At 68.7% G+C, this 23,454-nt stretch carries 21 protein-coding genes, 1 tRNA gene and 1 pseudogene; 17 read left to right on the top strand and 6 right to left on the bottom strand.

The window, feature by feature from the left end; translation table 11 throughout:
- Positions 1-3 precede the first annotated feature (3 nt).
- Complete coding sequence (locus ACFWP7_RS18975; RefSeq protein WP_384382676.1) at positions 4-1,416, top strand: dipeptidase; 1,413 nt, start codon at positions 4-6, stop codon at positions 1,414-1,416.
- Between the two features lie 109 nt (positions 1,417-1,525).
- Positions 1,526-2,473 carry an NAD(+) diphosphatase gene (gene nudC, locus ACFWP7_RS18970; RefSeq protein WP_384382675.1) on the top strand — a complete coding sequence of 316 codons (948 nt, stop codon included), beginning with the start codon at positions 1,526-1,528 and terminating at the stop codon, positions 2,471-2,473.
- Between the two features lie 170 nt (positions 2,474-2,643).
- Here the strand turns inward: nudC and ACFWP7_RS18965 are convergent, their stop codons facing one another.
- Complete coding sequence (locus ACFWP7_RS18965) at positions 2,644-2,898, bottom strand: mycoredoxin (protein WP_384382674.1); 255 nt, start codon at positions 2,896-2,898, stop codon at positions 2,644-2,646.
- 184 nt (positions 2,899-3,082) lie between these two features.
- Here ACFWP7_RS18965 and ACFWP7_RS18960 point away from each other — a divergent pair, with 184 nt between their 5' ends.
- The 5 genes from ACFWP7_RS18960 (at position 3,083) to ACFWP7_RS18940 (ending at position 6,990) form a co-directional block, all read left to right on the top strand.
- Positions 3,083-5,278 carry an ATP-dependent DNA helicase UvrD2 gene (locus ACFWP7_RS18960; RefSeq protein WP_384382673.1) on the top strand — a complete coding sequence of 732 codons (2,196 nt, stop codon included), beginning with the start codon at positions 3,083-3,085 and terminating at the stop codon, positions 5,276-5,278.
- A gap of 162 nt (positions 5,279-5,440) precedes the next feature.
- Positions 5,441-5,764, top strand: a complete 324-nt coding sequence (locus tag ACFWP7_RS18955) for a hypothetical protein (RefSeq protein WP_384382672.1) — start codon at positions 5,441-5,443, stop codon at positions 5,762-5,764.
- Between the two features lie 174 nt (positions 5,765-5,938).
- Positions 5,939-6,307: a WhiB family transcriptional regulator gene (locus tag ACFWP7_RS18950; RefSeq protein WP_266454605.1), complete on the top strand. Its 369-nt coding sequence runs from the start codon at positions 5,939-5,941 to the stop codon at positions 6,305-6,307.
- Entirely contained in the window at positions 6,304-6,627 is a 324-nt protein-coding gene (locus ACFWP7_RS18945) for a hypothetical protein (protein WP_384382671.1), read from the top strand. The genes ACFWP7_RS18950 and ACFWP7_RS18945 overlap by 4 nt, the downstream gene beginning before the upstream one ends.
- A gap of 138 nt (positions 6,628-6,765) precedes the next feature.
- Positions 6,766-6,990 (top strand): hypothetical protein, encoded by a 225-nt coding sequence (locus tag ACFWP7_RS18940; RefSeq protein WP_384382670.1) that lies wholly within the window; start codon positions 6,766-6,768, stop codon positions 6,988-6,990.
- A gap of 11 nt (positions 6,991-7,001) precedes the next feature.
- On the opposite strand, the gene ACFWP7_RS18935 is transcribed toward ACFWP7_RS18940, so the two are convergent.
- Complete coding sequence (locus tag ACFWP7_RS18935; RefSeq protein WP_384382669.1) at positions 7,002-8,363, bottom strand: ABC1 kinase family protein; 1,362 nt, start codon at positions 8,361-8,363, stop codon at positions 7,002-7,004.
- A pseudogene (locus ACFWP7_RS18930) lies at positions 8,356-9,538 on the bottom strand (TOMM precursor leader peptide-binding protein). The gene ACFWP7_RS18935 and the pseudogene ACFWP7_RS18930 overlap by 8 nt, the downstream one beginning before the upstream one ends.
- Before the next feature lie 218 nt (positions 9,539-9,756).
- Here ACFWP7_RS18930 and ACFWP7_RS18925 point away from each other — a divergent pair.
- From ACFWP7_RS18925 to ACFWP7_RS18910, 4 genes are all read left to right on the top strand, one after another.
- Entirely contained in the window at positions 9,757-10,353 is a 597-nt protein-coding gene (locus ACFWP7_RS18925) for a M48 family metallopeptidase (RefSeq protein WP_384382668.1), read from the top strand.
- 148 nt (positions 10,354-10,501) lie between these two features.
- Positions 10,502-12,241: a TerD family protein gene (locus tag ACFWP7_RS18920; RefSeq protein ID WP_384382667.1), complete on the top strand. Its 1,740-nt coding sequence runs from the start codon at positions 10,502-10,504 to the stop codon at positions 12,239-12,241.
- An 11-nt stretch (positions 12,242-12,252) separates the two neighbouring features.
- Positions 12,253-12,933 (top strand): AIM24 family protein, encoded by a 681-nt coding sequence (locus ACFWP7_RS18915; protein ID WP_384382666.1) that lies wholly within the window; start codon positions 12,253-12,255, stop codon positions 12,931-12,933.
- A 16-nt stretch (positions 12,934-12,949) separates the two neighbouring features.
- On the top strand, positions 12,950-13,705 hold the full coding sequence (locus ACFWP7_RS18910) for an AIM24 family protein (RefSeq protein ID WP_384382665.1): 756 nt from the start codon (positions 12,950-12,952) through the stop codon (positions 13,703-13,705).
- Between the two features lie 72 nt (positions 13,706-13,777).
- On the opposite strand, the gene ACFWP7_RS18905 is transcribed toward ACFWP7_RS18910, so the two are convergent.
- Positions 13,778-14,299, bottom strand: a complete 522-nt coding sequence (locus ACFWP7_RS18905) for an NUDIX hydrolase (protein ID WP_384382664.1) — start codon at positions 14,297-14,299, stop codon at positions 13,778-13,780.
- Positions 14,296-15,735: a zinc-dependent metalloprotease gene (locus tag ACFWP7_RS18900; RefSeq protein WP_384382663.1), complete on the bottom strand. Its 1,440-nt coding sequence runs from the start codon at positions 15,733-15,735 to the stop codon at positions 14,296-14,298. Before ACFWP7_RS18900 ends, ACFWP7_RS18905 begins: the two co-directional genes overlap by 4 nt.
- Positions 15,736-15,929: 194 nt before the next feature.
- On the opposite strand from ACFWP7_RS18900, the gene ACFWP7_RS18895 reads away from it, so the two are divergent.
- The 4 genes from ACFWP7_RS18895 (at position 15,930) to ACFWP7_RS18880 (ending at position 19,475) form a co-directional block, all read left to right on the top strand.
- Positions 15,930-17,042 carry an SDR family oxidoreductase gene (locus tag ACFWP7_RS18895; RefSeq protein WP_384382662.1) on the top strand — a complete coding sequence of 371 codons (1,113 nt, stop codon included), beginning with the start codon at positions 15,930-15,932 and terminating at the stop codon, positions 17,040-17,042.
- Between the two features lie 298 nt (positions 17,043-17,340).
- Positions 17,341-17,802 (top strand): molybdenum cofactor biosynthesis protein MoaE, encoded by a 462-nt coding sequence (locus ACFWP7_RS18890; protein ID WP_384382661.1) that lies wholly within the window; start codon positions 17,341-17,343, stop codon positions 17,800-17,802.
- Positions 17,803-17,951: 149 nt separating this feature from the next.
- Positions 17,952-18,293, top strand: a complete 342-nt coding sequence (locus ACFWP7_RS18885) for a hypothetical protein (RefSeq protein WP_384382699.1) — start codon at positions 17,952-17,954, stop codon at positions 18,291-18,293.
- An 87-nt stretch (positions 18,294-18,380) separates the two neighbouring features.
- The gene (locus tag ACFWP7_RS18880; RefSeq protein ID WP_384382660.1) at positions 18,381-19,475 is read left to right on the top strand and encodes a PDZ domain-containing protein; all 1,095 of its coding nucleotides are present in this window, start codon (positions 18,381-18,383) and stop codon (positions 19,473-19,475) included.
- A gap of 9 nt (positions 19,476-19,484) precedes the next feature.
- On the opposite strand, the gene ACFWP7_RS18875 is transcribed toward ACFWP7_RS18880, so the two are convergent.
- Positions 19,485-20,027: a PPA1309 family protein gene (locus tag ACFWP7_RS18875; protein ID WP_384382659.1), complete on the bottom strand. Its 543-nt coding sequence runs from the start codon at positions 20,025-20,027 to the stop codon at positions 19,485-19,487.
- A gap of 164 nt (positions 20,028-20,191) precedes the next feature.
- On the opposite strand from ACFWP7_RS18875, the gene ACFWP7_RS18870 reads away from it, so the two are divergent.
- A complete protein-coding gene (locus tag ACFWP7_RS18870; protein ID WP_384382698.1) occupies positions 20,192-23,140 on the top strand; it encodes a UPF0182 family protein in 2,949 nt (982 codons plus the stop codon).
- 43 nt (positions 23,141-23,183) lie between these two features.
- A tRNA-Met gene (locus tag ACFWP7_RS18865) sits at positions 23,184-23,257 on the top strand.
- Positions 23,258-23,454: the final 197 nt, after the last annotated feature.

Here is a 23,454-nt window from a genome sequence, read left to right as displayed (position 1 = left end):
GTCATGAGCAAGCCCGTTGACAACGCCGTCAGCACCGTGCGTACGTACATCCAGAACCACCGCGCCGCCTTCCTCGACGACCTCGCCGAATGGCTGCGCATCCCCTCGGTGTCGGCTCAGCCCGACCACGCCGCGGACGTACGGCGCAGCGCCGACTGGCTTGCCGCCAAGCTTCGGGAGACCGGCTTTCCCGCCGTCGAGGTCTGGGCCACGGGCGGCGCCCCGGCCGTCTTCGCCGAATGGCCCTCCGAGGACCCGGAAGCCCCTGCCGTCCTGGTCTACGGCCACCACGACGTGCAGCCCGCCGCCATCGAGGACGGCTGGGACACCGAGCCCTTCGAGCCGGTGATCCGCGGAAACCGCCTCCACGCGCGCGGGGCGGCCGATGACAAGGGCCAGGTGTTCTTCCACACACTCGGAGTCCGCGCCCACCTCGCCGCCACCGGGCGCACCGCTCCCGCCGTCCACCTCAAGCTCCTCATCGAGGGCGAGGAGGAATCCGGCTCCCCGCACTTCCGTGAACTCGTCGAGGCGAGCGCGGAGCGGCTCGCGGCCGACGCCGTGATCGTCTCCGACACCGGTATGTGGTCCGAGGACACCCCCACGGTGTGCACCGGCATGCGCGGCCTCGCCGAGTGCGAGATCGAGCTGTACGGGCCCGACCAGGACATCCACTCCGGATCCTTCGGCGGCGCCGTGCCCAACCCGGCCACCGCCGTCGCACGCCTCGTCGCGGCCCTGCACGACGAGCATGCGCGCGTGGCTGTACCGGGCTTCTACGAAGGCGTCACCGAGCTGACCGACCGCGAGCGCGAGCTCTTCGCCGAGCTGCCCTTCGACGAGGCCGAGTGGCTGCGCACCGCCAAGTCGACGGCCTCCTGCGGAGAGGCCGGACACACCACTTTGGAGCGCGTCTGGGCCCGTCCGACCGCCGAGGTCAACGGCATCGGCGGCGGCTACCAGGGCCCCGGCAGCAAGACGGTCATCCCGTCCTCGGCGATGGTGAAGCTCTCCTTCAGGCTGGTCGCGGGACAGGACCCCGACCACGTCGAGAAGGCCGTACGCGCGTGGGCCGCCGAACAGGTACCCGCGGGCATCCGGCACGAGATCACGTTCGGGGCGGCCACCCGCCCCTGCCTGACGCCCCTGGACCACCCCGCTCTGCAGTCCGTCGTACGCGCCATGAGCCGCGCCTTCGCGCAGCCCGTCCGCTTCACCCGTGAGGGCGGCTCCGGGCCCGCGGCCGACCTCCAGGAAGTCCTCGGCGCTCCGGTGCTCTTCCTGGGTATCTCCGTCCCGTCCGACGGCTGGCACGCCCCCAACGAGAAGGTCGAACTGGACCTCCTCCTGAAGGGCGTCGAAACAACCGCCTACCTGTGGGGCGATCTGGCCGAGAACTGGCGCGAGGCACACTGAAGAGGCATCCCCGAAGAAGGCGATCAACGCCCTGAACAGCCCCCTCCACACCCGCCCTGCTGAACCGTCCGTCGAAATATCCGTTACACCGGGGGAGTTGGAAGCACCCGTGACCACCTGGACCAATCACACCGCCGACCGTCCCATCTCGCTCACCGCCCCGAGCGGCATCGACCGGGCCGCCCACCACCGGCTCGACGAGGCCTGGCTCGCCGCGGCGTGGAGCCACCCCACCACCCGCGCCTTCGTGGTCTCCGGCGGCCAGGTCCTGATCGACGAGAGGGCGGACGGCACCACCGAACTGGTGATGACCCCTTCCTTCGAGGCGCCGCTCACCGAGGCACACCGCTACTTCCTGGGCACCGACGACGACGGTGTGAGCTATTTCGCACTCCAGAAAGACGCCCTCCCCGGCCGCATCGACCAGTCGGCGCGCTCGGCGGGCCTTCGCGAGGCGGGACTCCTGCTGTCTCCCCGCGACGCGGGCCTCATGGTGCACGCGGTCGCCCTGGAGAACTGGCAGCGGCTCCACCGCTTCTGCTCACGCTGCGGCGAACGCACCGCCATCGCGGCAGCCGGCCACATCCGCCGCTGCCCGGCCTGCGGCGCCGAGCACTACCCGCGCACCGACCCGGCCGTGATCATGGCGGTCACGGACGACGAGGACCGCATCCTGCTCGGCCGCCAGGTGCACTGGCCCGAGGGCCGCTTCTCGACACTCGCCGGCTTCGTCGAGCCCGGTGAGTCCATCGAGCAGTCGGTGCGCCGCGAGGTCTTCGAGGAGGCCGGTATCACGGTCGGTGAGGTCGAGTACGTCGCCAGTCAGCCCTGGCCGTTCCCCTCCAGCCTCATGCTGGGCTTCATGGCCCGCGCCCAGTCGTCCGAGATCAACGTCGACGGCGAGGAGATCGAAGAGGCCCGCTGGTTCTCCCGCGAAGACCTGCGGGCCGCCTTCGAGTCCGGGGAGGTACTGCCCCCCTACGGCATCTCGATTGCGGCCCGACTGATCGAGCTCTGGTACGGCAAGCCCCTGCCGACCCGGGGATCAGCCACCTGACACCGACCGGACGGTCGGCGGCCCGGCGTGCGGTGCACGTCCGACGCGGGCGCCGGCCGACCGAGGCCGACTACACGCCGACCTTCTGTTTGACCTGCGCCAACGCCGGGTTCGTCAACGTCGTACCGTCCGGGAAGAGGACGGTACGAACCGTCTGGGGTTCCTGGCTCTCAGGTAGCGAGGGCGGCCTTCACCTGGGCAAGGCTCGGGTTGGTCATGATCGACTCATTGCCCGAGGGGGCAACAATCAAGACGGTGGGAACCGTCTGGTTTCCGCCGTTCGCCTTCTCCACGAACGCCGCGGACTGCGGGTCCTGCTCGATGTTGATCTCTTCGTACGTGATGCCCTCGCGGTCCATCTGGCTCTTCAGCCGACGGCAGTAGCCGCACCACGTGGTGCTGTACATCGTCACAGTGCCCGGCATGTCGATTGCGCTCCTTTACGGCGTCGGGGTGCGTGCTCGCGTCTGGGGAACGTACGCGACGCGGCCGCCATTCCCGCGGGGGGTACCCCGGTGGGATGCAACGCCTGCCGCATTAGTACGACTGCGGGTGCCCCCTGTGGACAACCCGGCTCACCCGTCCCCGGCGACCTGGCAGCATGGCGGGGTGACAGCAGCAACGCACTCCACACTCTTCCCGCAGGTTCCGGACACGGCCGACGCGGTGCTCGACGGGCTCGACCCCGAGCAACGCGAGGTCGCCACCGCCCTGCACGGACCGGTGTGCGTGCTGGCGGGCGCCGGCACGGGCAAGACACGGGCCATCACCCACCGCATCGCCTACGGGGTGCGCGCGGGGATCCTCCAGCCCTCCACCGTGCTGGCCGTCACCTTCACCAACCGTGCCGCGGGTGAGATGCGCGGCCGCCTCAGGCAGCTCGGCGCGGGCGGCGTCCAGGCCCGGACGTTCCACTCGGCCGCGCTGCGCCAGCTCCAGTACTTCTGGCCGAAAGCGGTCGGCGGCAGCCTGCCCCGGCTCGTCGATCGCAAGATCCAGCTGGTCGCCGATGCGGCGGCCGCCTGCCGCATCCGCCTCGACCGGGGCGAACTGCGGGACGTCACCGCCGAGATCGAGTGGTCCAAGGTCACCCAGACCATCCCCGCCGACTACGCGGCCGCCGCCGCCAAGGCCGGCCGCGAAGCCCCCCGCAACCCGGCCGAGATCGCCCAGCTCTACGGGACCTACGAAGACCTCAAGCGCGATCGCGGGGTCATCGACTTCGAAGACGTCCTGCTGCTCACGGTCGCCGTCCTTCAGGACCGCCACGACATCGCGGAGCAGGTCCGCGCCCAGTACCAGCACTTCGTGGTCGACGAGTACCAGGACGTCAGCCCCCTCCAGCAGCGTCTGCTGGACCTGTGGCTCGGCGAGCGCGACAGTCTCTGTGTCGTCGGCGACGCCAGCCAGACGATCTATTCGTTCACCGGTGCAACTCCTGACCACCTTCTCGACTTCCGCACCCGTCACCCCGGAGCCACCGTCGTCAAGCTCGTCCGTGACTACCGCTCCTCGCCCCAGGTGGTCCACCTCGCCAACGGCCTGCTCGCCCAGGCCCGTGGCCGGGCCGCCGAACACCGCCTGGAACTGATCTCCCAGCGGTCCCCTGGCCCCGAACCCGTCTACGCCGAGTACCCGGACGAGCCCGCCGAGGCCGAGGGCGCGGCCCGCCGCATCCGCGACCTCATCGCATCCGGCGTCCCGGCGGGCGAGATCGCGATTCTCTTCCGTACGAACTCGCAGTCCGAGCTCTATGAACAGGCGCTCGCCGACGCCGGTGTGCCCTACCAGCTGCGGGGCGCCGAGCGGTTCTTCGACCGCCCCGAAGTGCGCAGGGCGGGCACCGCCCTGCGCGCCGCGGCCCGGTTCGGAGGCAACGACTCGCTCCTCGACGATGTCATCGACCTGCCCTCGCAGGTCCGCGCGGTGCTTTCGGGCGAAGGATGGACCAACCAGCCCCCTGCCGGCTCCGGTGCTGTCAGAGAGCGCTGGGAATCGCTGGCCGCCCTCGTTCACCTTGCCCACGACTTCGCCGCGGCCAAGGAGGGCGCCACTCTCGGAGACCTGGTGGCAGAGCTCGACGAGCGCGCGAGCGCCCAGCATGCCCCGACCGTCCAGGGCGTCACCCTCGCCTCCCTCCACTCCGCCAAGGGACTGGAGTGGGACGTCGTCTTCCTGGTCGCCGTCGCCGAGGGCATGATGCCGATCACCTACGCAAAGACCGACGAGCAGATCGAGGAGGAACGCCGCCTCCTCTACGTCGGCGTAACCCGCGCCAGAGAGCACCTCTGTGTCTCCTGGGCGCTGTCCCGCTCACCCGGCGGCAGACCCAACCGACGGCCCAGCCGCTTCCTCGACGGGCTGCGCCCCGGCTCGGTCACCACGGCGGGCCGAAGCGGCGGCGGGGGCCCGGGAGGTATCGAGCGAGGTATCGGGAGCAGCGGCGGCACAGTGGTGCGGCGTTCGGTCCGGACCCCCGCCCGCTGCCGGGTCTGCGGCCGCACTCTGACGGACGCCGGTGAGATGAAACTGATGCGCTGTGAGGACTGTCCCTCCGACATGGACGAGGGTCTCTACGAGCGGTTGCGGGAGTGGCGGGCGGTGCAGGCGCAGCGCAGTGGGCAACCCGCGTTCTGTGTCTTCACCGACAAGACGCTGATGGCCATCGCCGAGACCGTGCCCGACGACGCGGGCGAGCTGGCTCGGATCCCTGGCGTCGGAGTCCGCAAGCTGAACCGCTTCGGCACCGATGTTCTGGCCATCTGTGCAGGTCAAGATGTTGGAGAGGGCGATGGAGGCGACTGATACGAACTCGTCGAAAAAATAGTTTGCGCATGCCCCAGCAATCCCCATAGGTTCTTAACACGGAACGGCGGCCTTCTCCGAGGCCCTGGTTTCGTGCTGTACTTAATAACCGTCGGACTGGCTCACCCTGGTCCCCCTAGACGCCGAGAGGAGGCGATTCCAGTGATCAGCATCACCACGAGCTTCATCAGCACCGTCAAATTGACCGATCTCTCGGTCGCCTCCACGTGCCTGCTCGGCGCCTCGAACCTGGGCACCGGTCTGACCGGCAATCCTGCCGTCCGTCCGGCGTCCTCCGTGTCTCTCTCGGGTCTTCCCATCCGGGAGCGCAATGAGCGACCGATCCAGGCACTGGAATCAGCAGTAGTGGCAGAGGCGCGTGCCTATGCCTTTGCAGCAGCCGGTGCCGGATCCCTGAAGCAGACGAAGCAGCACCACACGATGTGGGCCTTCCGTGGGCCTGAACCCTGGAGTGATCCAGCCTGATTCTCGATCAGGCCGGCGCCTTCAGGGCCGCGGAACCCCACCCGGGATCCGCGGCCCTTCTGTTTGTCCCCGACCGGGGACGGCGGAGCGAAGGGGCCTCGGGACAAGAAAAGAACCCGGTACCAGCCGCCAACCGGCCAACCGGCCGGCACGACCAGACGAGGAAGACGAACCGTGCAACTCGAAGCGCACGCCCCGTCCGTACCGCCTTCCGAAACGATCTCCCCGCCCGGCCTCACGGAGGACTCCACCTTGATCCCGCTCACTGCGCTCACCGCGCTCGACGACGCCATCGAGAACCTCGGCGTACCCGTCCCCTGCCGTTCCTACGACCCGGAGGTCTTCTTCGCCGAGTCGCCGGCCGATGTCGAGTACGCCAAGTCCCTCTGCCGTACCTGCCCGCTGGTCGAGGCCTGCCTCGCCGGTGCCAAGGAGCGGCGTGAGCCTTGGGGCGTCTGGGGTGGCGAGCTCTTCGTCCAGGGTGTCGTCGTGGCCCGCAAGCGGCCGCGTGGCCGCCCCCGCAAGAACCCGGTCGCGGCATGAACATCCGAGGAACGATCGACCGCCCCCTGACGAACGACCCCAAGAAGCAGGCCCCGATGAAGCCGTCCACCAGCGAACCCGCCGGTTCCGCGATCCCAGACTTCACCACCACCGACGCGAAGGACTCGCGTCAGAACAGGACCCGAGAGATGCAACTCATTCCAGAAGCCCTGGCTCGTGCGCATATGCACGAGCGACTGCAGGAGGCCGAGCGGGAACGCCGGGCCATGCGCCTGGCGACCGCACGCCGGATGCAGCGTCGTGCCGAGCGCGCCTCGATGCGTGCCCGGCGTGCACTGGCCATGGCGGTCATGCAGTAGCCGACGGCAGTCGCGGGCACAGCAGCAGAAAGTAACTCCTCGCGGGGGTCGGTCCGTCCGGACCGGCCCCCGCAGTGCGTCCGCCCCCGCGGTGCGTTGCGTCCGGCGAACCGTCGATCACGGCGATATCGTCGCCGGGTGACGAGTCTTCCCGGGGACAGTGACAGCACCGGCTCAGCGCAGCGGCCAGACGTTGCCGAGGCCGAGCACATCGTGTGCGCTCGCTGCGGCACTCCGGCCGACGGCCCCCAGCCGACGTGGACCTGTTCTGTGGAGAACGGCAGCCGTCACTACTTCTGTGACAGCTGCGCTCGTACGCATCTGAGGGCGATCGAAGGGCGGCTGGACTCCGCGTGGTGGTGAACCGCGCCTCGTCAGGCTTCGGCGGCCTGCTCCCTCTCGTCCAACTCCTCCTCCGGCAGGAAACCGGGCAGCCACCCCTCCAGTTCATCGCGTAGACGGACCGTCGCGCCCAGTTGGCACAGGACACCGATGGTGCTGAGGGTCACGCGGTGTATCAGGAGATACGACGGAGGCAGGTTGAGTCGCTTGCCCAGCTGGTGGGCGGGGGAGCGGGGGTCGCCCACGCGAGCGGCCTGGCTGCGCATCCAGCCTCGGGTGAAGGTGAACTCGTCCGCCTGGGCCGGTTCGATGATCGGCAGGAGATAGTCCAGGACCGCGTCGGGTTCGAGCTCGATGGACTCCTTGACGAAGCCTTCCTCGCAGAGCAGCTCGTAGACCGCCTCGGCCTCGCCGTCGAGGGTCATGCGGAGGGACGCGCCGATCGTTGAAGGCAGGCCGCCGGGGAGGCGGTCCACCGTGCCGAAGTCCAGGACACCCAGGCGCCAACCGGTCTTCTCGTCCGGCAGGAGGCGGAAGTTGCCCGGGTGTGGATCAGCGTGCAGCAGTCCGGTGCGGGCCGGGCCAGAGAAGAGGAAGCGGGCCAGCAGCTGGCCGGCGCGGTCCCGCTGCTCCTGCGTGCCGTTGGCGATCACCTCCGACATGGGAATGCCGTCGATCCATTCGGTCACCAGAATCTGGTCGCACTGGTGGACCACCGCCGGTACCAGGACATCCGGGTCGCCCGCGAACTCGGCCGCATGGGCCTCCTGGGCCTGCGCCTCCAGTCCGTAGTCGAGCTCCTCGGACACCCGGTCGCGCAGCTCCGCGATGAGCGGCTTGATGTCCATTCCCGGGATCAGAGGACCCAGGAGCCTGGCGAACCGGCTGAGCTGAGTCAGATCGGACAGCAGAGCCTCGCCCGCTCCGGGGTACTGCACCTTCACCGCGACCTCTCGGCCGTCATGCCACACCGCGTGGTGCACCTGGCCGATGGAGGCCGCCGCGGACGGCTTGTCCTCGAACTCGAGGAACAGCTCGAACCACTCCTTACCGAGCCTTTCCTCCAGCACGGAGTGCACGGTGCGTGTCGGCATCGGAGGCGCCGCCTCCTGGAGCTTTGTCAGCGCCGCGCGATAAGGCCCCGCGACCTCTTCGGGCAGCGCCGACTCGAAGACGGACAGTGCCTGCCCGAACTTCATCGCGCCGCCCTTGAGCTCACCGAGCACCTTGAACAACTGCTCGGCCGTGCGCTGCTGCAACTCGCGGCCGACGATCTCTGCCGACTTCCCACCGATCCGTTTGCCAAGCCCCCAGGTGGCCCGCCCCGCGAAGCCCAATGGCAGCGCGGCGAGTTTGGCCGTACGGGTGACTGCCTTCCGAGGAAGATCAGACATGCGCCCTCCAGTTAGCCGGACAGCCGAGCCGCGTACGGCTGTTCCTCCGCCATTGTCTCGTGCGGCTCCCCGACTTCCGAGGCGCGCTCCCCTTTCTTATGTTTCTCCGCTGCGCCGCACCGGCATGCGGGATGCGGCCAGACCGGCCTCGCGTGCCAGTCAAACCCCGGAACAGACGCCTCCCAGCGTGCCCCGGCACTGGAAGGCAGTTCCCCGTCGAGGTAGGCAAGCGCATGACCTGCGGCCATTCCGGCCACCCCGGCCGCCAGCGCGAGGTCGCATGCCGGGACCTGGCGCTGTTGGCCGGAGCGCCACTGCGCGACCAGGCGTGGCCAGGTCGGATCACGGTCGGCGCGCCCCTGGTCGAGACAGCCCGCGCAACCGGTGTCACCAGGCAGCACCAGGGGGCCGACCATCCCCGTGCCCTCCACGACGCCCGCGTACAGATGTGGTGTTCCCGAGGTGATCAACGGCTCGGCGGCCACCGGGTCGGGCGCGTGGACGGCGAGGCCGTCTCGCGGGGTGAGGATCACCAGCGACAGTCCGAGTTTCTCCGCGTCCGGGGGTGTCCGCGGCGGACGCGCCGGTGCCGCTCGGCGTACCGCCCGCCGGGCGGCTTCCTCCCGGCGTTCACCGATGGACTCGGCGGGCAGTCCGCCCGGTGCGACGTCCCACGGTTCGACGCAGCCGCCGTCGCGGACATCGACCTCGCCCACGCCCGCGCCGGCGAGCAGCGAGGCCAGGAGCACTCCCACCCGGCCGGCACCCCGCACCTGTACGCGCAGTGAGCGGCGGGCGGCCAGCCGTTTCATGCCTTCGCCCGGCTCGGGGGTGACGAGGGAGAGAGACGCGAGGTCGGGGCGCAGCCGGTCGAGGACCGCTTTCTTCTTACGCAAGGTGTCTGCGGCCGGGCCGCCTCCGGTGGCGTCGTCCAGCAGGCCGGACCGGGCGAGCCGGTCCAGCAGCCCGTCGACATGCCCGTCGGGAAACCCCATTCTGCGCCCTTCCTCGCGGAGGAGCGGCAGACCGCGTGTCCCGTTGAGGAGATCGAGGAAACTGCCTGTCGCCGTGTCGACCGGGCCAAGGATTATCGCGTGCGCGGGCGCCATTCCGAACTGAACGGTGTTGAGATCTCGCCAGCCGCGCCGCAGCGCGGGCTTCACGATCGGATGCATGACCTACCCCCGTACTCCGTGGATCGTCCCCGTGTGTAGGCCGGTGTGGGTCCCGCTTCGCCGACCGAATGCCAGCATGCCCTTCGCGGTCCGAGGGTGCCGAAAGTTATCCACAGGCAGCGGTATACGTCGTACAAATCGAGCGCACAGGGTGCGGATCGGCATCGAACCGTCTCGGGGACGGGACTTCCCCCATGTGCAGCGGGTAACGTCGGGGCGTGCCCGCCGACCCACTGCACCGCGCCGGAAACCCACAGCGCAGTACGACGAGCCCGCCGCCAAGCGGCTCGGGGGCGAGCGCGATCGAGGTCCGCAGGAGCGCGCGAAGGCGCAGAACGGTCTCCGCGTACCGCGAGGGCGATCGCACCATTGTGCTCATCCCCGCCCGGATGTCCGAGGCGGAAGAACAGCGCTGGGTGACCGTCATGCTCGACAAACTGGCCGCCCAGGAGAAGAAGAGGGTGCCCTGTGATGCCGAGCTGAGCGAGCGCGCCGCGCGTCTATCAGGTCAGTACTTCGACGGCAGGGCCCGCCCCACCTCTGTTCGCTGGGTCACCAACCAGAACACGCGCTGGGGCTCATGCACACCGGCCGAGGGCAGTATCCGTCTGTCGCACCGGCTGCAGGGCATGCCCGAGTACGTCGTCGACTACGTACTCGTCCATGAACTCGCGCATCTGCTCGTGCCCGGCCATGGGCCCCGCTTCTGGCGGCTCCTGGAGGCGTATCCGCGTACGGAGCGTGCGCGTGGCTACCTCGAAGGGGTGGTTGCCGCCGATCGGCTGCCCCACCCGCCCGCCACGCGCGAGGATTGAGGGGCCTGGTCCACCCGCGTCCAAGCCGGCCCGTCCGCACCGAAGGGGCTGTTGTGTACCGGGTCTGTACCGGCTCCCTCCACTGTCAGAGTTTGCCGTTAGCCTGACGCGACGCACTTGCTTTCGGGATGGGGGACGGTCGTTACGCATGGCCAGGGAATTCCAACGCGGCCACAAGGCCAAGATCAGTGATCTCACCGCGGGCACCGATCTGTACGTAGGCGTGCAGATCGCCGGCCCCGGGCTGACCTTCGACATCAGTTGCTTCGGTCTGGACACCGACGAACGGCTCTCGGACGATCAATACTTCGTCTTCTTCAACCAACCGAAGTCCCCTGAGGAGTCCATTCAGCTTCTCGGCGCCCAGGCGGGTGACACCGAGTCCTTCCGTGTCACGCTCGACCGGATCCCGGCGAAGATCCAGAAACTGTCGTTCACCGCGACCCTCGACGGCGCCGGGCAGATGTCCCAGATCGCCCCCGGATATCTCCGTATCGTCGCGGGCGGTGAGGAGGTGGCCCGGTACCCGTTCAGCGGCGCGGAGTTCTCCACGGAACGTGCCGTGATGCTGGGCGACTTCTACCTGAAGGACGTCTGGCGGTTCGCCGCCGTGGGACAGGGCTTCGACGGCGGGCTCGACGCGCTGCTGAAGAACTTCGGTGGCGAGGTCGCCGAGGAGGAGCCCGCCGTGCAGCCGCCGCAGGCCACCGCTACACCGTCCTTCGCGCCGCCGGCACAGGCCACCGCACCCCCCGCGTTCGGCGCGCCGAGCGCGCCGGCACCGGTGCCGCAGCCCGCCGCGCAGGGCTTCGCGCCGCCTCCGGGAACCACACCGCCGCCCGTCCCGGCGCCCGCGCCTTCGGTGCACGCCGCCCCGACCATCGTCGCGCCGCTGCACACTCCGCCGGGTGGAAGCGTGCCGCCGCCGGGCCCCGCACCGTACGTGCAGCCTCCGGGACAGCCCGGTCCGCCGCCGGGCTACGGCCAGCAGCCTCCCGGCCAGACGGCTCCACCGCCGCCCGGCTACGGCCAGCAGGCCCCGCCTGCACCCCCGGGCTATGGCCAGCAGGCCTCGCCCACGCCCCCCGGCTACGGTCAGCAGGCTCCCACCGCACCTCCCGGTTACGGTCAGCAGCCGCCGTACGGCCAGGCCCCCGGGCAGATTCCCGGGCAGCCGGGTGCGCCCTCCCCGTATGGAGTTCCCCAGGGAGCCCCACAGGGTGGTGCCGGTGTGTCCGCCGCGTTGCAGGCCTTCAAGGAGACGCCCACCGGGCAGCGCTGGACCCAGCAGAACAAGAAGCTGGTCCGCGTCGACCTGGGCGCGGGCGGTGATCAGGCAGTCCTGGCGCGCCAGGGCAGCATGGTGCTCTACCAGGGCAAGGTCGACTTCAGCTACAAGGGCGCCGGCTTCGCCGGGCGGATCGTGGGCAACGCGACCGGCCAGGAGATGCAGCTGATGCGCTGCTCGGGTCGCGGCCAGGTGTTCCTCGCCGAGAACGGCTCCCATGTGCACCCCATCGAACTCCAGGGCGACGGAATCTGTGTGTCCGCCGAGAGCGTCCTCGCCTTCGACGAGACGCTTCAGTACGAGGTCCGCAGGATCGAGGGGCACGGCATCCCCGGGGGTGCGCTGTTCACGATGCAGTTCCAGGGGACCGGCACGATCGTCGTGAAAACCCACGGAGCACCCGTCGTACTGCCCGTCACGCCCACGACGTTCGCCGACTGCAACGCGGTCGTCGCCTGGTCCGCGGCCTCCCAGGTGATCGTCTCCAGCCAGGTACGGATGCGCAGGAACGCCTACCCCGGCGACACCGGAGAGAGCGTGAACCTCCAGTTCCGCGGCGCGCCCGGCAATTTCATCGTCGTCCAGCCGTACGAGGTCTGAGGGAGCCCGTCATGAACCAGCCACTCTCGGGCTTCGCCCCGGCACCCGTCACCGCCCGCATGGAGAACCACGGCAACCACATGCTGAAGGTCGCCATGCAGACCGGAAACGACCTCCTCGCGCGCGTGGGGTCGATGGTCGCCTACGAAGGGTTCGTCCAGTACGAGCCCAACCCGCCTGCCGTACGTCAGATCGCCCGCGACTGGGCAACCGGTGAGGGCGCGCCTTTGATGAGGGCCTCCGGCGACGGACTGCTCTACCTCGCCGACTACGGGGCGAACGTCGTCGTCATCAACCTCAACGGGGACGCGATCTCCGTCAACGCGACGAACCTGCTCGCCTTCGACGCCCACCTCACATGGGGCGTCGAGCGCGTCAAGGGGCTCGCCAAGTTCGCCGGACAGGGCCTGTGGAACACGAAGATCTCCGGGCAGGGCTGGGTCGCGCTGACCTCCCGGGGCAAGCCGATCGTCGTCGACTGCGGCGGCGGTGAGGACGAGACGTACGTCGACCCGGACGCGCTCGTCGCCTGGTCCCCGAACCTCAAGGTGAAGGGCAAGCGCAGCTTCAAGGCGCAGTCGCTGATCGGACGCGGCAGCGGCGAGGCTTTCCAGATGGCGTTCTCCGGGCAGGGCATCGTCGTCGTCCAGCCCAGCGAGGACAGCACCGACCGTCTCCGAGTCCGGGGCTGAGGGGGAGCAGGACACCATGCAGAGCCCGCTTTTCGGCTACAACGAACAGCAGACCCAGGAGCGCTACAGCCTGCAGAACTCGCAGATGCTGCGCGTCGTTCTGGAGGGTCACGACGACATCCTCGCGCGCAAGGGCACCATGGTCGCGTACCAGGGACTCGTCGAGTTCGACGCCGAGTACCAGAACAGCGGCCAGCAGCGGTCGCGCGCGTTCACCGGCGAGGGCCTCGACCTGATGCGCTGCCACGGGCAGGGGACCGTCTACCTGGCGAACCTCGCCCAGCACGTGCACGTGGTCGACGTGGACCAGGACGGTCTCACCGTCGACAGCAGCTACGTACTGGCGATGGACTCCTCGCTGCACCACGAGGTCATCGCCGTGGACAGCCAGTACGGCATCTCCGGCTCCGGCAAGTACCAGCTCAACATTACGGGTCGCGGCAAGGTCGCGCTGATGACCTCAGGGATGCCGCTGCTGATGCAGGTCACGCCCGACAAGTACGTCAACTGCGACGCCGACGCGATCGTGGCGTGGTCCACGAGCCTGCGGGTACAGATGCAGGCCCAGACGCACTCCTCCGGAGTGTGGCGGCGCCGTGGCAGCACGGGTGAGGGCTGGGAGCTCAGCTTCCTGGGCCAGGGCTACGCGCTCGTCCAGCCCAGCGAGCTGCTGCCGCCGCAGAACGCCGTGATCGGCCAGGGGGTGCGCGCCCAGTACGGCATGGGGCAGCAGGGCGCGCACGCACAGAACCAGGGGAACGCCTGGAGCTGAGCGGCCGGCAAGAACGGGTAAGGGGCGACCACCAGGGCGGTCGCCCCTTACCCGTGTGTCGCCCTTACCCGTTCACAGTCGCGCGCGGGTCGCTTCCAGGAGTCGTACGACCGACTCGTCGGCCACGCCCGCGACCTCCTCGTACGCGAACCAGCGCAGGTCCAGCGACTCGTCGCTGATCTCCTGCACGGCTCCCGGTGCGGCCACCGCCGCGTACTGGACGTCGAAATGGCAGTGGCACGGCGGCGGGATCGGATGCCGGTCCAGCCGCACCGGACCGCCGGGGAGCAGTTCGAGAGCCGCGATGCCCGACTCCTCCGTCGCCTCACGCAGAGCCGCGGCCTCCATCGTGGCGTCCTGCGGCTCGCAGTGACCACCCATCTGGAGCCACATGCGCAGCTTCTTGTGGAGGGTCAGCAGTACGCGGCCGTGCTCGGGGTCGATCACGAGGGCGCTCGCCGTGATGTGACCGACGGTGCAGGCCTTCCACATGCCGTCCGGGTGCGCCGCCAGATGGTCCAGGTACGCCTGGCGCAGCTCTTCCTGGTCCTCGTAGCTCTTGAGTACGAGGACCGCGTCGTCGTACAGGCTCACTCGGCGTCGTCGCCCTTGTCGTCGTCCTTCTTCAGGTTCGGCTTCTCGCCGGAGCCGGAGCCGGAGCCGTCCGCCGCCTCGCCGAGCATCTTGTCGATCTCGGAGAAGTCCAACTGCTCGCGGTGCACGAAGCCGTCCGGGTCGTCCAGGTCGGAGGCGGTGGGAAGCATGTCCGGGTGGGCCCACAGACCGTCACGCCCGTCGACACCGCGCGCGTCGGTGAGCGAGGCCCACAGGCGCGAGGCGTCTCGCAGACGGCGCGGGCGCAGCTCCAGGCCGATCAGCGTGGCGAAGGTCTGCTCGGCGGGACCGCCCGAGGCGCGACGGCGGCGCAGCGTCTCCCGCAGCGCGTCGGCGGACGTCAGACGCGGCTTGGCGGCCGCGTGCACAACCGCGTCCACCCAGCCCTCGACGAGCGCGAGAGCCGTCTCCAGGCGGGCCAGCGCGGCCTTCTGCTCCGGAGTGTCCTCCGGCTGGAACATGCCCTGCTGAAGCGCGTTCTGCAGCTCTTCCGGGTTCTGCGGGTCGAACTGGCCGACCACGTCCTCCAGCTTGGCCGTGTCGACCTTGATCCCGCGCGCGTAGCCCTCGACAGCGCCGAACAGGTGCGAGCGCAGCCACGGCACGTGCGCGAAGAGGCGCTGGTGGGCGGCCTCGCGCAGGGCGAGATAGAGCCGCACCTCGTCCTGGGGGATGCCCAGGTCCTTGCCGAACGACTTGATGTTCAGCGGCAGCAGCGCGGCCTTGCCGGCCGGGCCGAGCGGCAGACCGATGTCACTCGAACCGACGACCTCACCTGCGAGCACGCCCACGGCCTGCCCGATCTGCGTACCGAACATGGCGCCGCCCATGGAGCGCATCATGCCGATGAGCGGGCCCGCCATGGCCTGCATCTCCTCCGGCAGGACTTCGCCCATGGCCGCGCCGACGCGCTCGGCGACCGGGTCGACGAGCTCCTTCCACACCGGCAGGGTCGCCTCGACCCACTCCGCGCGGCTCCAGGCCACGGCGGAGCCGGCGCCGGACGGCAGGGAGGTCGCGTCGTCCAGCCACAGGTCGGCCAGGCGCACGGCCTCCTCGATCGCGGTGCGCTCGGCGGGGCCGACGCTCGCGTCCTTGGTGCCGTCAGAGGTGCCCTGGGAGACCGTCTGGCGGGCGATCTGCTTGGCCATGTCCCAGTTCACCGGACCGCCCTCGTACGAGAGCATCTGGCCCAGCTGCTGGAATGCGGCGCCCAGGTCATTGGGGTTCATGGAACCGAACATGGCTGCGAGCGGATTGTCGGCGCCGGGGCCGCCGGCTCCGGGGAATCCCCCGAAACCGAGCGGGTTGGCCGGTCCCTGGCCACCGCCGCTCTCCTGGTCCTTCTTCTTGCCCTCGTCGCCGTTCTCCGGCTCCTCCGGCGGAAGGCCGAATCCGAATGGGGTGTCACTCACGGGATTCCTCGGCTGGTAAGGCCGCCGGTTCGTTCCCCGACGGCGGCTTGCCCGACAACACCACCCAGCGTAGACACCTCAGCCCGATCAGGCCTCGGTGCTTCGCCGACTCTCCGCCTGCGGCAGGATGGATGCCACCTGGTACGCACGCGTCACGCGCGTCCGTTACTGAAGACAACCGCTGGAGACGCCCGGTGAGTTCCCCAGATCCGCAGGTTCGCGCAGCGCGAAACCACTCAACCAGCCCGGCAGCGCGCGGGCCCGTCGTCGCGGTCACCGGCGCCGCGTCCGGCGTGGGTGCGCTGCTCACCGAGCGGCTCGCCGCCAGCGAAGGGATCAAGCAGGTCATCGCCATCGACGAGCGGCGCGGCGAGTGCGCGGCCGCTCAGTGGCACATCCTGGACGTCCGCGACCCGGTGATCGCCGAGAAGCTGCGCGGAGCGGATGTCGTCGTGCACCTCGCGCTCGACCTCGATCTGGAGTCGGACGCGGCAGCACGGACGGCGTACAACGTACGGGGGACGCAGACCGTGCTCACGGCTGCCGCCGCGGCCGGGGTGCACCGGGTGGTGCTGTGCACCTCCGCGATGGTCTACGGGGCGCTGCCCGACAACGAACTGCCCCTCTCCGAGGATGCCGAACTGCGGGCGACCGCCGAGGCCACGGGGGTGGGTGACCTGCTGGAGATCGAGCGGCTCGCGCGACGGGCGCCGCGCGCGCATCCGGGACTTAATGTCACCGTCGTCCGCCCCGCTGTGCTGGTCGGCGGCACCGATACGGCTCTGACCAGGTATTTCGAGTCGCCGCGGCTGCTTGTGGTGGCGGGGTCGCGGCCCGCGTGGCAGTTCTGTCACGTCGAGGACCTGTGCAGTGCTCTGGAGTACGCCGTCGTGGAGAAGGTGGAGGGGGAACTGGCCGTCGGGTGCGACGGGTGGCTGGAGCAGGAGGAGGTCGAGGAGCTCAGCGGGATCAGGCGGATGGAGCTGCCGTCGGCGGTCGCTCTTGGCGCGGCGGCTCGGCTGCACCGGATCGGGCTCACTCCCTCGCCTGCCGGTGATCTTGCGTACACGATGTATCCCTGGGTCGTGAGTGGGAGTCGGCTGCATGACGCCGGGTGGCGGCCCCGGTGGACCAACGAGGAGGTCCTTGCGGAGCTGCTGGAGGAGGTCGCCGGGCGGCACACTGTGGTGGGGCGGCGGCTTGGGCGCAAGGATGCGACTGCGGCTGGGGCCGCGGGGGCCACGGTGGCGTTGCTGGGGGCGGCTGCGGTGGTGCGGCGGGCGCGGAAGGCTCGGCGGCGGATCTGAGTGCCGGGGCTTGGGTGCGCCCGCGCGCGTGTTCATGGCGCCCTCCGGCTCTGCTGGCGTAGAGGCGGGTTTTTCGCCCCCTCCGCCCCTTCCCGTCCCGTTCCTGGGGGCTGCCGCCCCCAGACCCCCGCTGTCGGCCTGAACGGCCTCGTCCTCAAACGCCGGACGGGCTGAAGGTTGTGCCTCGTCCTCAAGCGCCGGACGGGCTGGATTCTCGGAGGCTCCTCCGAAGGGGTATGCCCTGTGCCGGGTGATGACGGTATTCCTAGGTGTCCGTGGGGTGCGGCACGATGGGCGTATGGCACCTACCTATGAGCATCCCGGTGAGCAGGGCGCGCAGGATCCTATTCGGCTGCTTGCGATTCGTGAGGAGGCGTTGTCGCTCGACGAAGTTTTCCGGGCTGTGGGGGACGATGCCGCCGGGGGGACCGCGTTGTTCGTGGGGACGGTGCGGAATCATGACGGGGGAGCCGACGTCGATGAGCTGGGGTATTCGTGTCACCCCAGTGCGGAGGCCGAGATGCGGCGGGTCGCCGAGAAGGTGGTCGCCGAGTACCCGGTGCGGGCGCTCGCCGCCGTCCACCGGGTCGGGGACCTGGGCGTCGGGGATCTCGCTGTCGTCGTCGCCGTGTCGTGCCCGCACCGGGGTGAGGCGTTCGAGGCGTGCCGCAAGCTCATCGACGATCTGAAGCACGAAGTGCCGATCTGGAAGCACCAGAAGTTCTCGGACGGCACGGAGGAGTGGGTCGGGGCCTGCTGAGGGTTCACCGAGTCGTTGGCCGAGTTCGTCACCGACGTGTCATCCGCCTTCCGGTTGCGTAACCGACCCCCTGCCATGAGCGTTGACACTGCTGATGGTTAATCTGCTGATCAGTCAGTTGCGGTCGCTCACGGGGTTGGGAGGTCGGCATGGCGGCGCTCGCCTGGTTGCTGATTCCGCTTTTGGCTGCGATCGGTGCCGGACTGTGGGGTAGTTGGGCCAGCCGGAATCGCAAGACTGCGGGAGACGGCATCGAGCTGGACGGTTACGCACGCTTCCGCGCGGCCATGGAAAGGCCTGAGGTCGTGGGCAGGCATGAGGTTGTGGGCAGGCATGAGGTTGTGGAGAGGCCCGGCGTCGCCACGACGTCCGTGACGGTCGCCAAGACGTCCGTGGCCGTGGCCAAGACCTCGGTGGCTGTGGCCAAGGCGCCTGTGGCCGTGGCCAAGACCTCCGGGGCCCTGGAGAAGTCCTCCTCCGACGCCGTCTGACGCTTCGGGGCTTTCCCACCGAAGCGCAGGGCCCCGTACGGACGGCCCCGACGGTGCGTTGACAGTGCCGTCCCGTAATGTCGTGGCATGCCACGCCGCACCGCGACGATGCTCGCCTCCACCCTGATCCTGATCGCGCTCCTGTGCGCGGGAGTGTTCATCAAAGTGCCGTACTCGGAGATGTCGCCGGGCCCGACCGTGAACACGCTGGGCGATCACGACGGCGAGCCCGTGCTGCAGATCACCGGGCGCAAGACCTACCCGGCCACCGGGAACCTCAATATGACGACCGTCCGGGTCACCAGCGCCGACTACAACATGAACCTCGTCGAAGCGGTCTACGGCTGGCTGGCGCACGACAACAAGGTGGTTCCGCACGACACGCTCTACCCCGACGGCAAGACGGAGGAGCAGTCGACGCAGGAGAACGCCGAGGAGTTCAGCCAGTCCCAGGAGAGCGCCAAGGTCGCGGCCCTGGAGGAGCTGGACATCCCGGTGCAGTCCTGGGTGATCGTCTCCACGGTCCTCAAGGACTCCCCGGCTGAGGGCGAGCTGCACGCCGGAGACGTGATCAAGGCTGTCGACGGTACGGCGGTGAAGGCGTACGACGACGTCGCGAAGCTGGTCACCAAGCACAAGCCGGGCGAGAAGGTCGTCTTCACGATCGTGCCCGCCAAGGCTCAGGCCGCCGCCGAGAAGGAGCACAAGACGGCGACCGAGACCGAGGACATCACGCTCACCACCAAGAAGTCCGACGACGAAGGTGAATCACGCGCCATCGTCGGCATCTCCGCCGGGACCGACCACACCTTCCCGTTCACCATCGACATCAAGCTCGCCGATGTCGGCGGACCGAGCGCGGGGCTGATGTTCGCGCTCGGAATCGTGGACAAGCTCACCCCGGGCAACCTCACCGGCGGCAAGTTCGTCGCCGGCACCGGCACCATCGACGACGCCGGCAAGGTCGGCCCGATCGGCGGCATCGAGATGAAGACGGTCGGCGCGCGGGAGAAGGGCGCCCAGTACTTCCTGACGCCCGCGGACAACTGCGCGGACGCTGCCAAGGACACCCCCAAGGGGCTCACGCTCGTCAAGGTGAACACCATCGACGACGCGATGAGCGCCCTCAAGGACATCAGCTCCGGCAAGACGGGCGACCTGACGGAGTGCAGCACCAAGTAGTCCGAAGGACTACTCCGCGAAGGTCGCCGACAGCGCCTCCGCCAGTCCCGGCACCAGGCCCGAGCCCGTGAGCACCTCCGTCGGGGCGTCCTTCTCGCGCAGGCGCAGCGCGGAGTCGCGGGTGCCGTCGCGCAGCACACCGACCGTCATACGTACCTCCTGACGGTCCGGGTGCTCGGCGACCCACCTCGTGAGCTTCTTCTCGCTGAGGCCCTCCGGGACGGAGGCCTCGGCGGACGGCGGCAGCATCAGCCGCTCCACAGTGAGCGCGCAGCCGACCACGGCGTCCGGCCAGGCGATGGTGCCGAGGAACTCGTCCAGCGGCTTGTCGGCAGGGATCTCGTCCTGCTCGATAGGGGTGAGACCGGTGGTCTCCGGCTTGTCCTGCAGGCCGAGCTGGGCCGCGAGGCCGGGTTCTTGGGTCCGCAGCCGAGCGGTGTCTACGAGGGCGAAGAGGCGAGCGGGCTGGTCCCAGCCGAGGCCGGAGGCGTACTCGTCGATCTCGAGTACGGCCCGGGTGAGCGGGCTCGCCGCCATGGGAGTGTTGGACATGGTCACAATCCTGCCTCGTTAGTACCCGGAAACGGGAACCGAGTAAAGCGTGAGTAAGTTGCATAGATGAGGCTCCACGATCACGGAGCCTGACGAATGGTCCACGATCACGGGGACCTGACGGACCAACAGCGAACTTCGAGGTGCGCACCTTGGCTTTCCAGATGCCGGACCGCGGCGGAGGCCCGACGGGGCCACGGATCAGAGTGGGCCGACCGTCCCGGCGTGTCCGGACCCTGCTCATGACACTGGGCGTGCTGGCCGCACTGGCCATGGCCTTCGTCATGTTCGCGGGGTTCTGGACGGACTGGCTCTGGTACCGCTCGGTTCATTACTCGTCCGTGTTCACGACCACTTTGTCGACGAAAATCGGGCTGTTCTTTGTCTTCGGTCTCCTCATGGCGGCCTCGGTCGGCGTGAACATCTGGCTGGCGCACCGGCTGCGCCCGCCGCTGAGTGCCATGTCGATGGAGCAGCAGAGCCTCGACCGGTACCGGATGGGGATCGCGCCGTACAAGAGGTGGTTGCTTCTCGGGATCACGTCCCTGGTGGGGCTGATCGCCGGCGCGTCCGCCTCGGGCCAGTGGCGTACGTGGCTGATGTGGGTGAACGGGGTTCCCTTCCACCAGAAGGACCCCCAGTTCGGCCTCGACATCTCCTTCTACACCTTCGACCTGCCCTGGTACCGCTTCCTGCTCGGTTTCGGCTTCGCCGCCATCGTGCTCTCGCTGATCGCAGCCGCGCTCACGCATTACTTGTACGGGGGGCTGCGCGTCACCAGCCCGGGGGCGCGTGCCACGGCCGCCGCCACCGGTCATCTCTCGGTGCTGCTGGGCCTCTTCGTCGCGCTGAAGGCGGTCGCCTACTGGCTCGACCGGTACGGACTCGCCGTGAAGTCCAGTGACTTCAAGGCGACCGACAACTGGACGGGTCTCAGGTACGTCGACGCCAACGCGTATCTGCCGGCCAAGACGATCCTGTTCTGCATCGCCGTCATCTGCGCGCTGCTGTTCTTCGCCACCCTGTGGCGGCGGACCTGGCAGCTGCCTGTCATCGGCTTCGGTCTGATGGTGCTCTCCGCGATCCTCATCGGCGGCCTGTACCCGGCGATCGTCCAGAAGTTCCAGGTCCAGCCGAACGAGCAGGCCAAGGAAGCGCCGTACGTCGAGAAGAACCTCAAGGCGACCCGGGAGGCCTACGGGATCCAGGACGCCGAGGTCACGGACTACGCGGGCACCAGCGAGACCAAGGACACGACCAAGCTGCGCGAGGACGCCGACACCACGGCGAGCGTCCGCCTGCTGGACCCGAACATCGTCTCGCCGGCGTTCCAGCAGTTGCAGCAGATGAAGAACTACTACGCCTTCCCGACCAACCTGGACGTCGACCGGTACACCGTGGACGGTACGGACCAGGACACGGTCATCGGTCTGCGCGAGCTGAACCTCGCCGGTATTCCGAAGAACAACTGGATCAACGACCACTTCCGTTACACGCACGGATACGGCGTGGTCGCCGCCAAGGGCACCACGGCGACCTCCGGTGGCCAGCCGGTCTTCACCGAGTCCGACCTGCCGTCCAAGGGCGACCTGGGCACGTACGAGCAGCGGGTCTACTACGGCGAGAAGACCACGCAGTACTCGATCGTCGGCGGTCCCCAGAAGGAGATCGACTACTCGGACGACGACGGCGAGAAGACCACCAGCTACACGGGCAAGAGCGGGGTCAACCTCTCGAACCCGGTCAACCGGGCCGCGTACGCAGTGGCGTTCAGTGAGCCGCAGATCCTCTACTCGGGCGCTATCGGGGAGGGTTCGCGGATTCTCTACAACCGCACGCCCAAGGACCGTGTCGAGGCGGTGGCCCCCTGGCTGACCATCGACGGTGACGCCTACCCGGCCGTGGTCGACGGGAAGATCCAGTGGATCGTCGACGCGTACACGACCACGAACGGCTATCCGTACGCCTCCCGCACCACCCTGGGCGACACGACGGCGGACTCGCTGACCGCGACCAACAACCAGCGTGCGGTGGTGGCCCAGCAGAACCAGGTCAACTACATCCGCAACTCGGTGAAGGCGACCGTCGACGCGTACACCGGCGAGGTCAAGCTCTACCAGTGGGACACCGAGGACCCGGTCCTGAAGACCTGGATGAAGGCGTTCCCGAACACGGTGGAGCCCAAGAGCGACATCTCGGCCGACTTGATGGCCCATCTCCGGTACCCGCAGGACCTGTTCAAGGTCCAGCGCGAGCTGCTGACCCGCTACCACGTGAAGGACGCTGACACCTTCCTCAGCGGCAGCGAGGTGTGGCAGGTGCCGGACGACCCGACGAACAAGTCGGGCGACGCGGTCCCGCCGTACTACCTGAGCATGGAGATGCCCGGACAGACGGCGCAGGAGTTTTCGCTGACGACGACGTTGACGCCGAACGGCAGAGACAACCTGAGCGCCTTCATGTCGGTCAACGCCGAGGCGGGCACCCCTGACTACGGCAAGATCAGAATTCTGAAACTGCCGACCAGTGAACCGGTCGACGGGCCCAAACAGGTCCAGAGTCAGTTCAACTCCCAACCGACCATCGCCGAGTCCATCAGACTTCTGCAGGGCGGCGACTCGGAGGTCGAGTACGGCAACCTGCTGACGGTGCCACTCGACGGAGGGCTGCTCTATGTGGAGCCCGTCTACGTACGCGGTGGTGGACTGAAGTACCCACTGCTGCGCAAGGTGTTGGTGAGCTACGGAGGCAGGACCGCCTTCGAGAACACCCTCGACGTAGCGCTCAACAAGGTCTTGGGGACAGAGGGTTCGACCACCGAGCCACCACCACCGGACGAGACCACGGAGCCACCGCCGACGTCGAACAACCCGACGGTCCAGGAGGCGCTCGGCGACGCCCAGAAGGCCTTCGACGAAGGCCAGGAAGCTCTCCAGAAGGGCGACTGGGAGGCGTACGGCGTGGCTCAGAAGGATCTTGAGGACGCGCTGAAGCGGGCCGAGGAAGCGCAGGCCAAGGCCGACGAGACCAGCGGTGGCAGCGGCAGCAGTCCGAGTCCGAGCAGCAGCCCGAGCGGTAGTCCGAGCAGTAGTCCGAGCCCGGGCGGCGACTGAGTCAGGGGCCACCCCGCGCCGTGGTACGGTTGCAACACAACGGCGCGGGGTGGAGCAGCTCGGTAGCTCGCTGGGCTCATAACCCAGAGGTCGCAGGTTCAAATCCTGTCCCCGCTACTAAAATCGAAGGCCCGGATCCTGATCAAGGATCCGGGCCTTCGACGCGTGCGGCGACGCGCGAGGCTTCCGTGGTGACCCGGCGACTCCCGTGAAGTGCTGCTCCAAACGGGGGTAGTTGGGAAATCCGTGTTTGACTTGTCTCTCTGTGGGCATGTCGACAAAACGCTGAAGTGACCTCACTGGCTGCGGTATAC

Origin of the sequence: Streptomyces sp. NPDC058470, assembly GCF_042721055.1 — a bacterium.
Taxonomy (GTDB): Bacteria; Actinomycetota; Actinomycetes; order Streptomycetales; family Streptomycetaceae; genus Streptomyces.
This window is presented reverse-complemented; position numbering and strand designations above follow the sequence as displayed.

Coding starts and splice junctions, on each gene's coding strand:
- ACFWP7_RS18975 (WP_384382676.1), top strand. CDS start 4: ATGAGCAAGCCCGTTGACAACGCCGTCAGCACCGTGCGTACGTACATC.
- ACFWP7_RS18965 (WP_384382674.1), bottom strand. CDS start 2,898: ATGCCGGGCACTGTGACGATGTACAGCACCACGTGGTGCGGCTACTGC.
- ACFWP7_RS18945 (WP_384382671.1), top strand. CDS start 6,304: ATGAACATCCGAGGAACGATCGACCGCCCCCTGACGAACGACCCCAAG.
- ACFWP7_RS18935 (WP_384382669.1), bottom strand. CDS start 8,363: ATGTCTGATCTTCCTCGGAAGGCAGTCACCCGTACGGCCAAACTCGCC.
- ACFWP7_RS18920 (WP_384382667.1), top strand. CDS start 10,502: ATGGCCAGGGAATTCCAACGCGGCCACAAGGCCAAGATCAGTGATCTC.
- ACFWP7_RS18915 (WP_384382666.1), top strand. CDS start 12,253: ATGAACCAGCCACTCTCGGGCTTCGCCCCGGCACCCGTCACCGCCCGC.
- ACFWP7_RS18910 (WP_384382665.1), top strand. CDS start 12,950: ATGCAGAGCCCGCTTTTCGGCTACAACGAACAGCAGACCCAGGAGCGC.
- ACFWP7_RS18890 (WP_384382661.1), top strand. CDS start 17,341: ATGGCACCTACCTATGAGCATCCCGGTGAGCAGGGCGCGCAGGATCCT.
- ACFWP7_RS18885 (WP_384382699.1), top strand. CDS start 17,952: ATGGCGGCGCTCGCCTGGTTGCTGATTCCGCTTTTGGCTGCGATCGGT.
- ACFWP7_RS18880 (WP_384382660.1), top strand. CDS start 18,381: ATGCCACGCCGCACCGCGACGATGCTCGCCTCCACCCTGATCCTGATC.
- ACFWP7_RS18875 (WP_384382659.1), bottom strand. CDS start 20,027: ATGTCCAACACTCCCATGGCGGCGAGCCCGCTCACCCGGGCCGTACTC.
- ACFWP7_RS18870 (WP_384382698.1), top strand. CDS start 20,192: ATGCCGGACCGCGGCGGAGGCCCGACGGGGCCACGGATCAGAGTGGGC.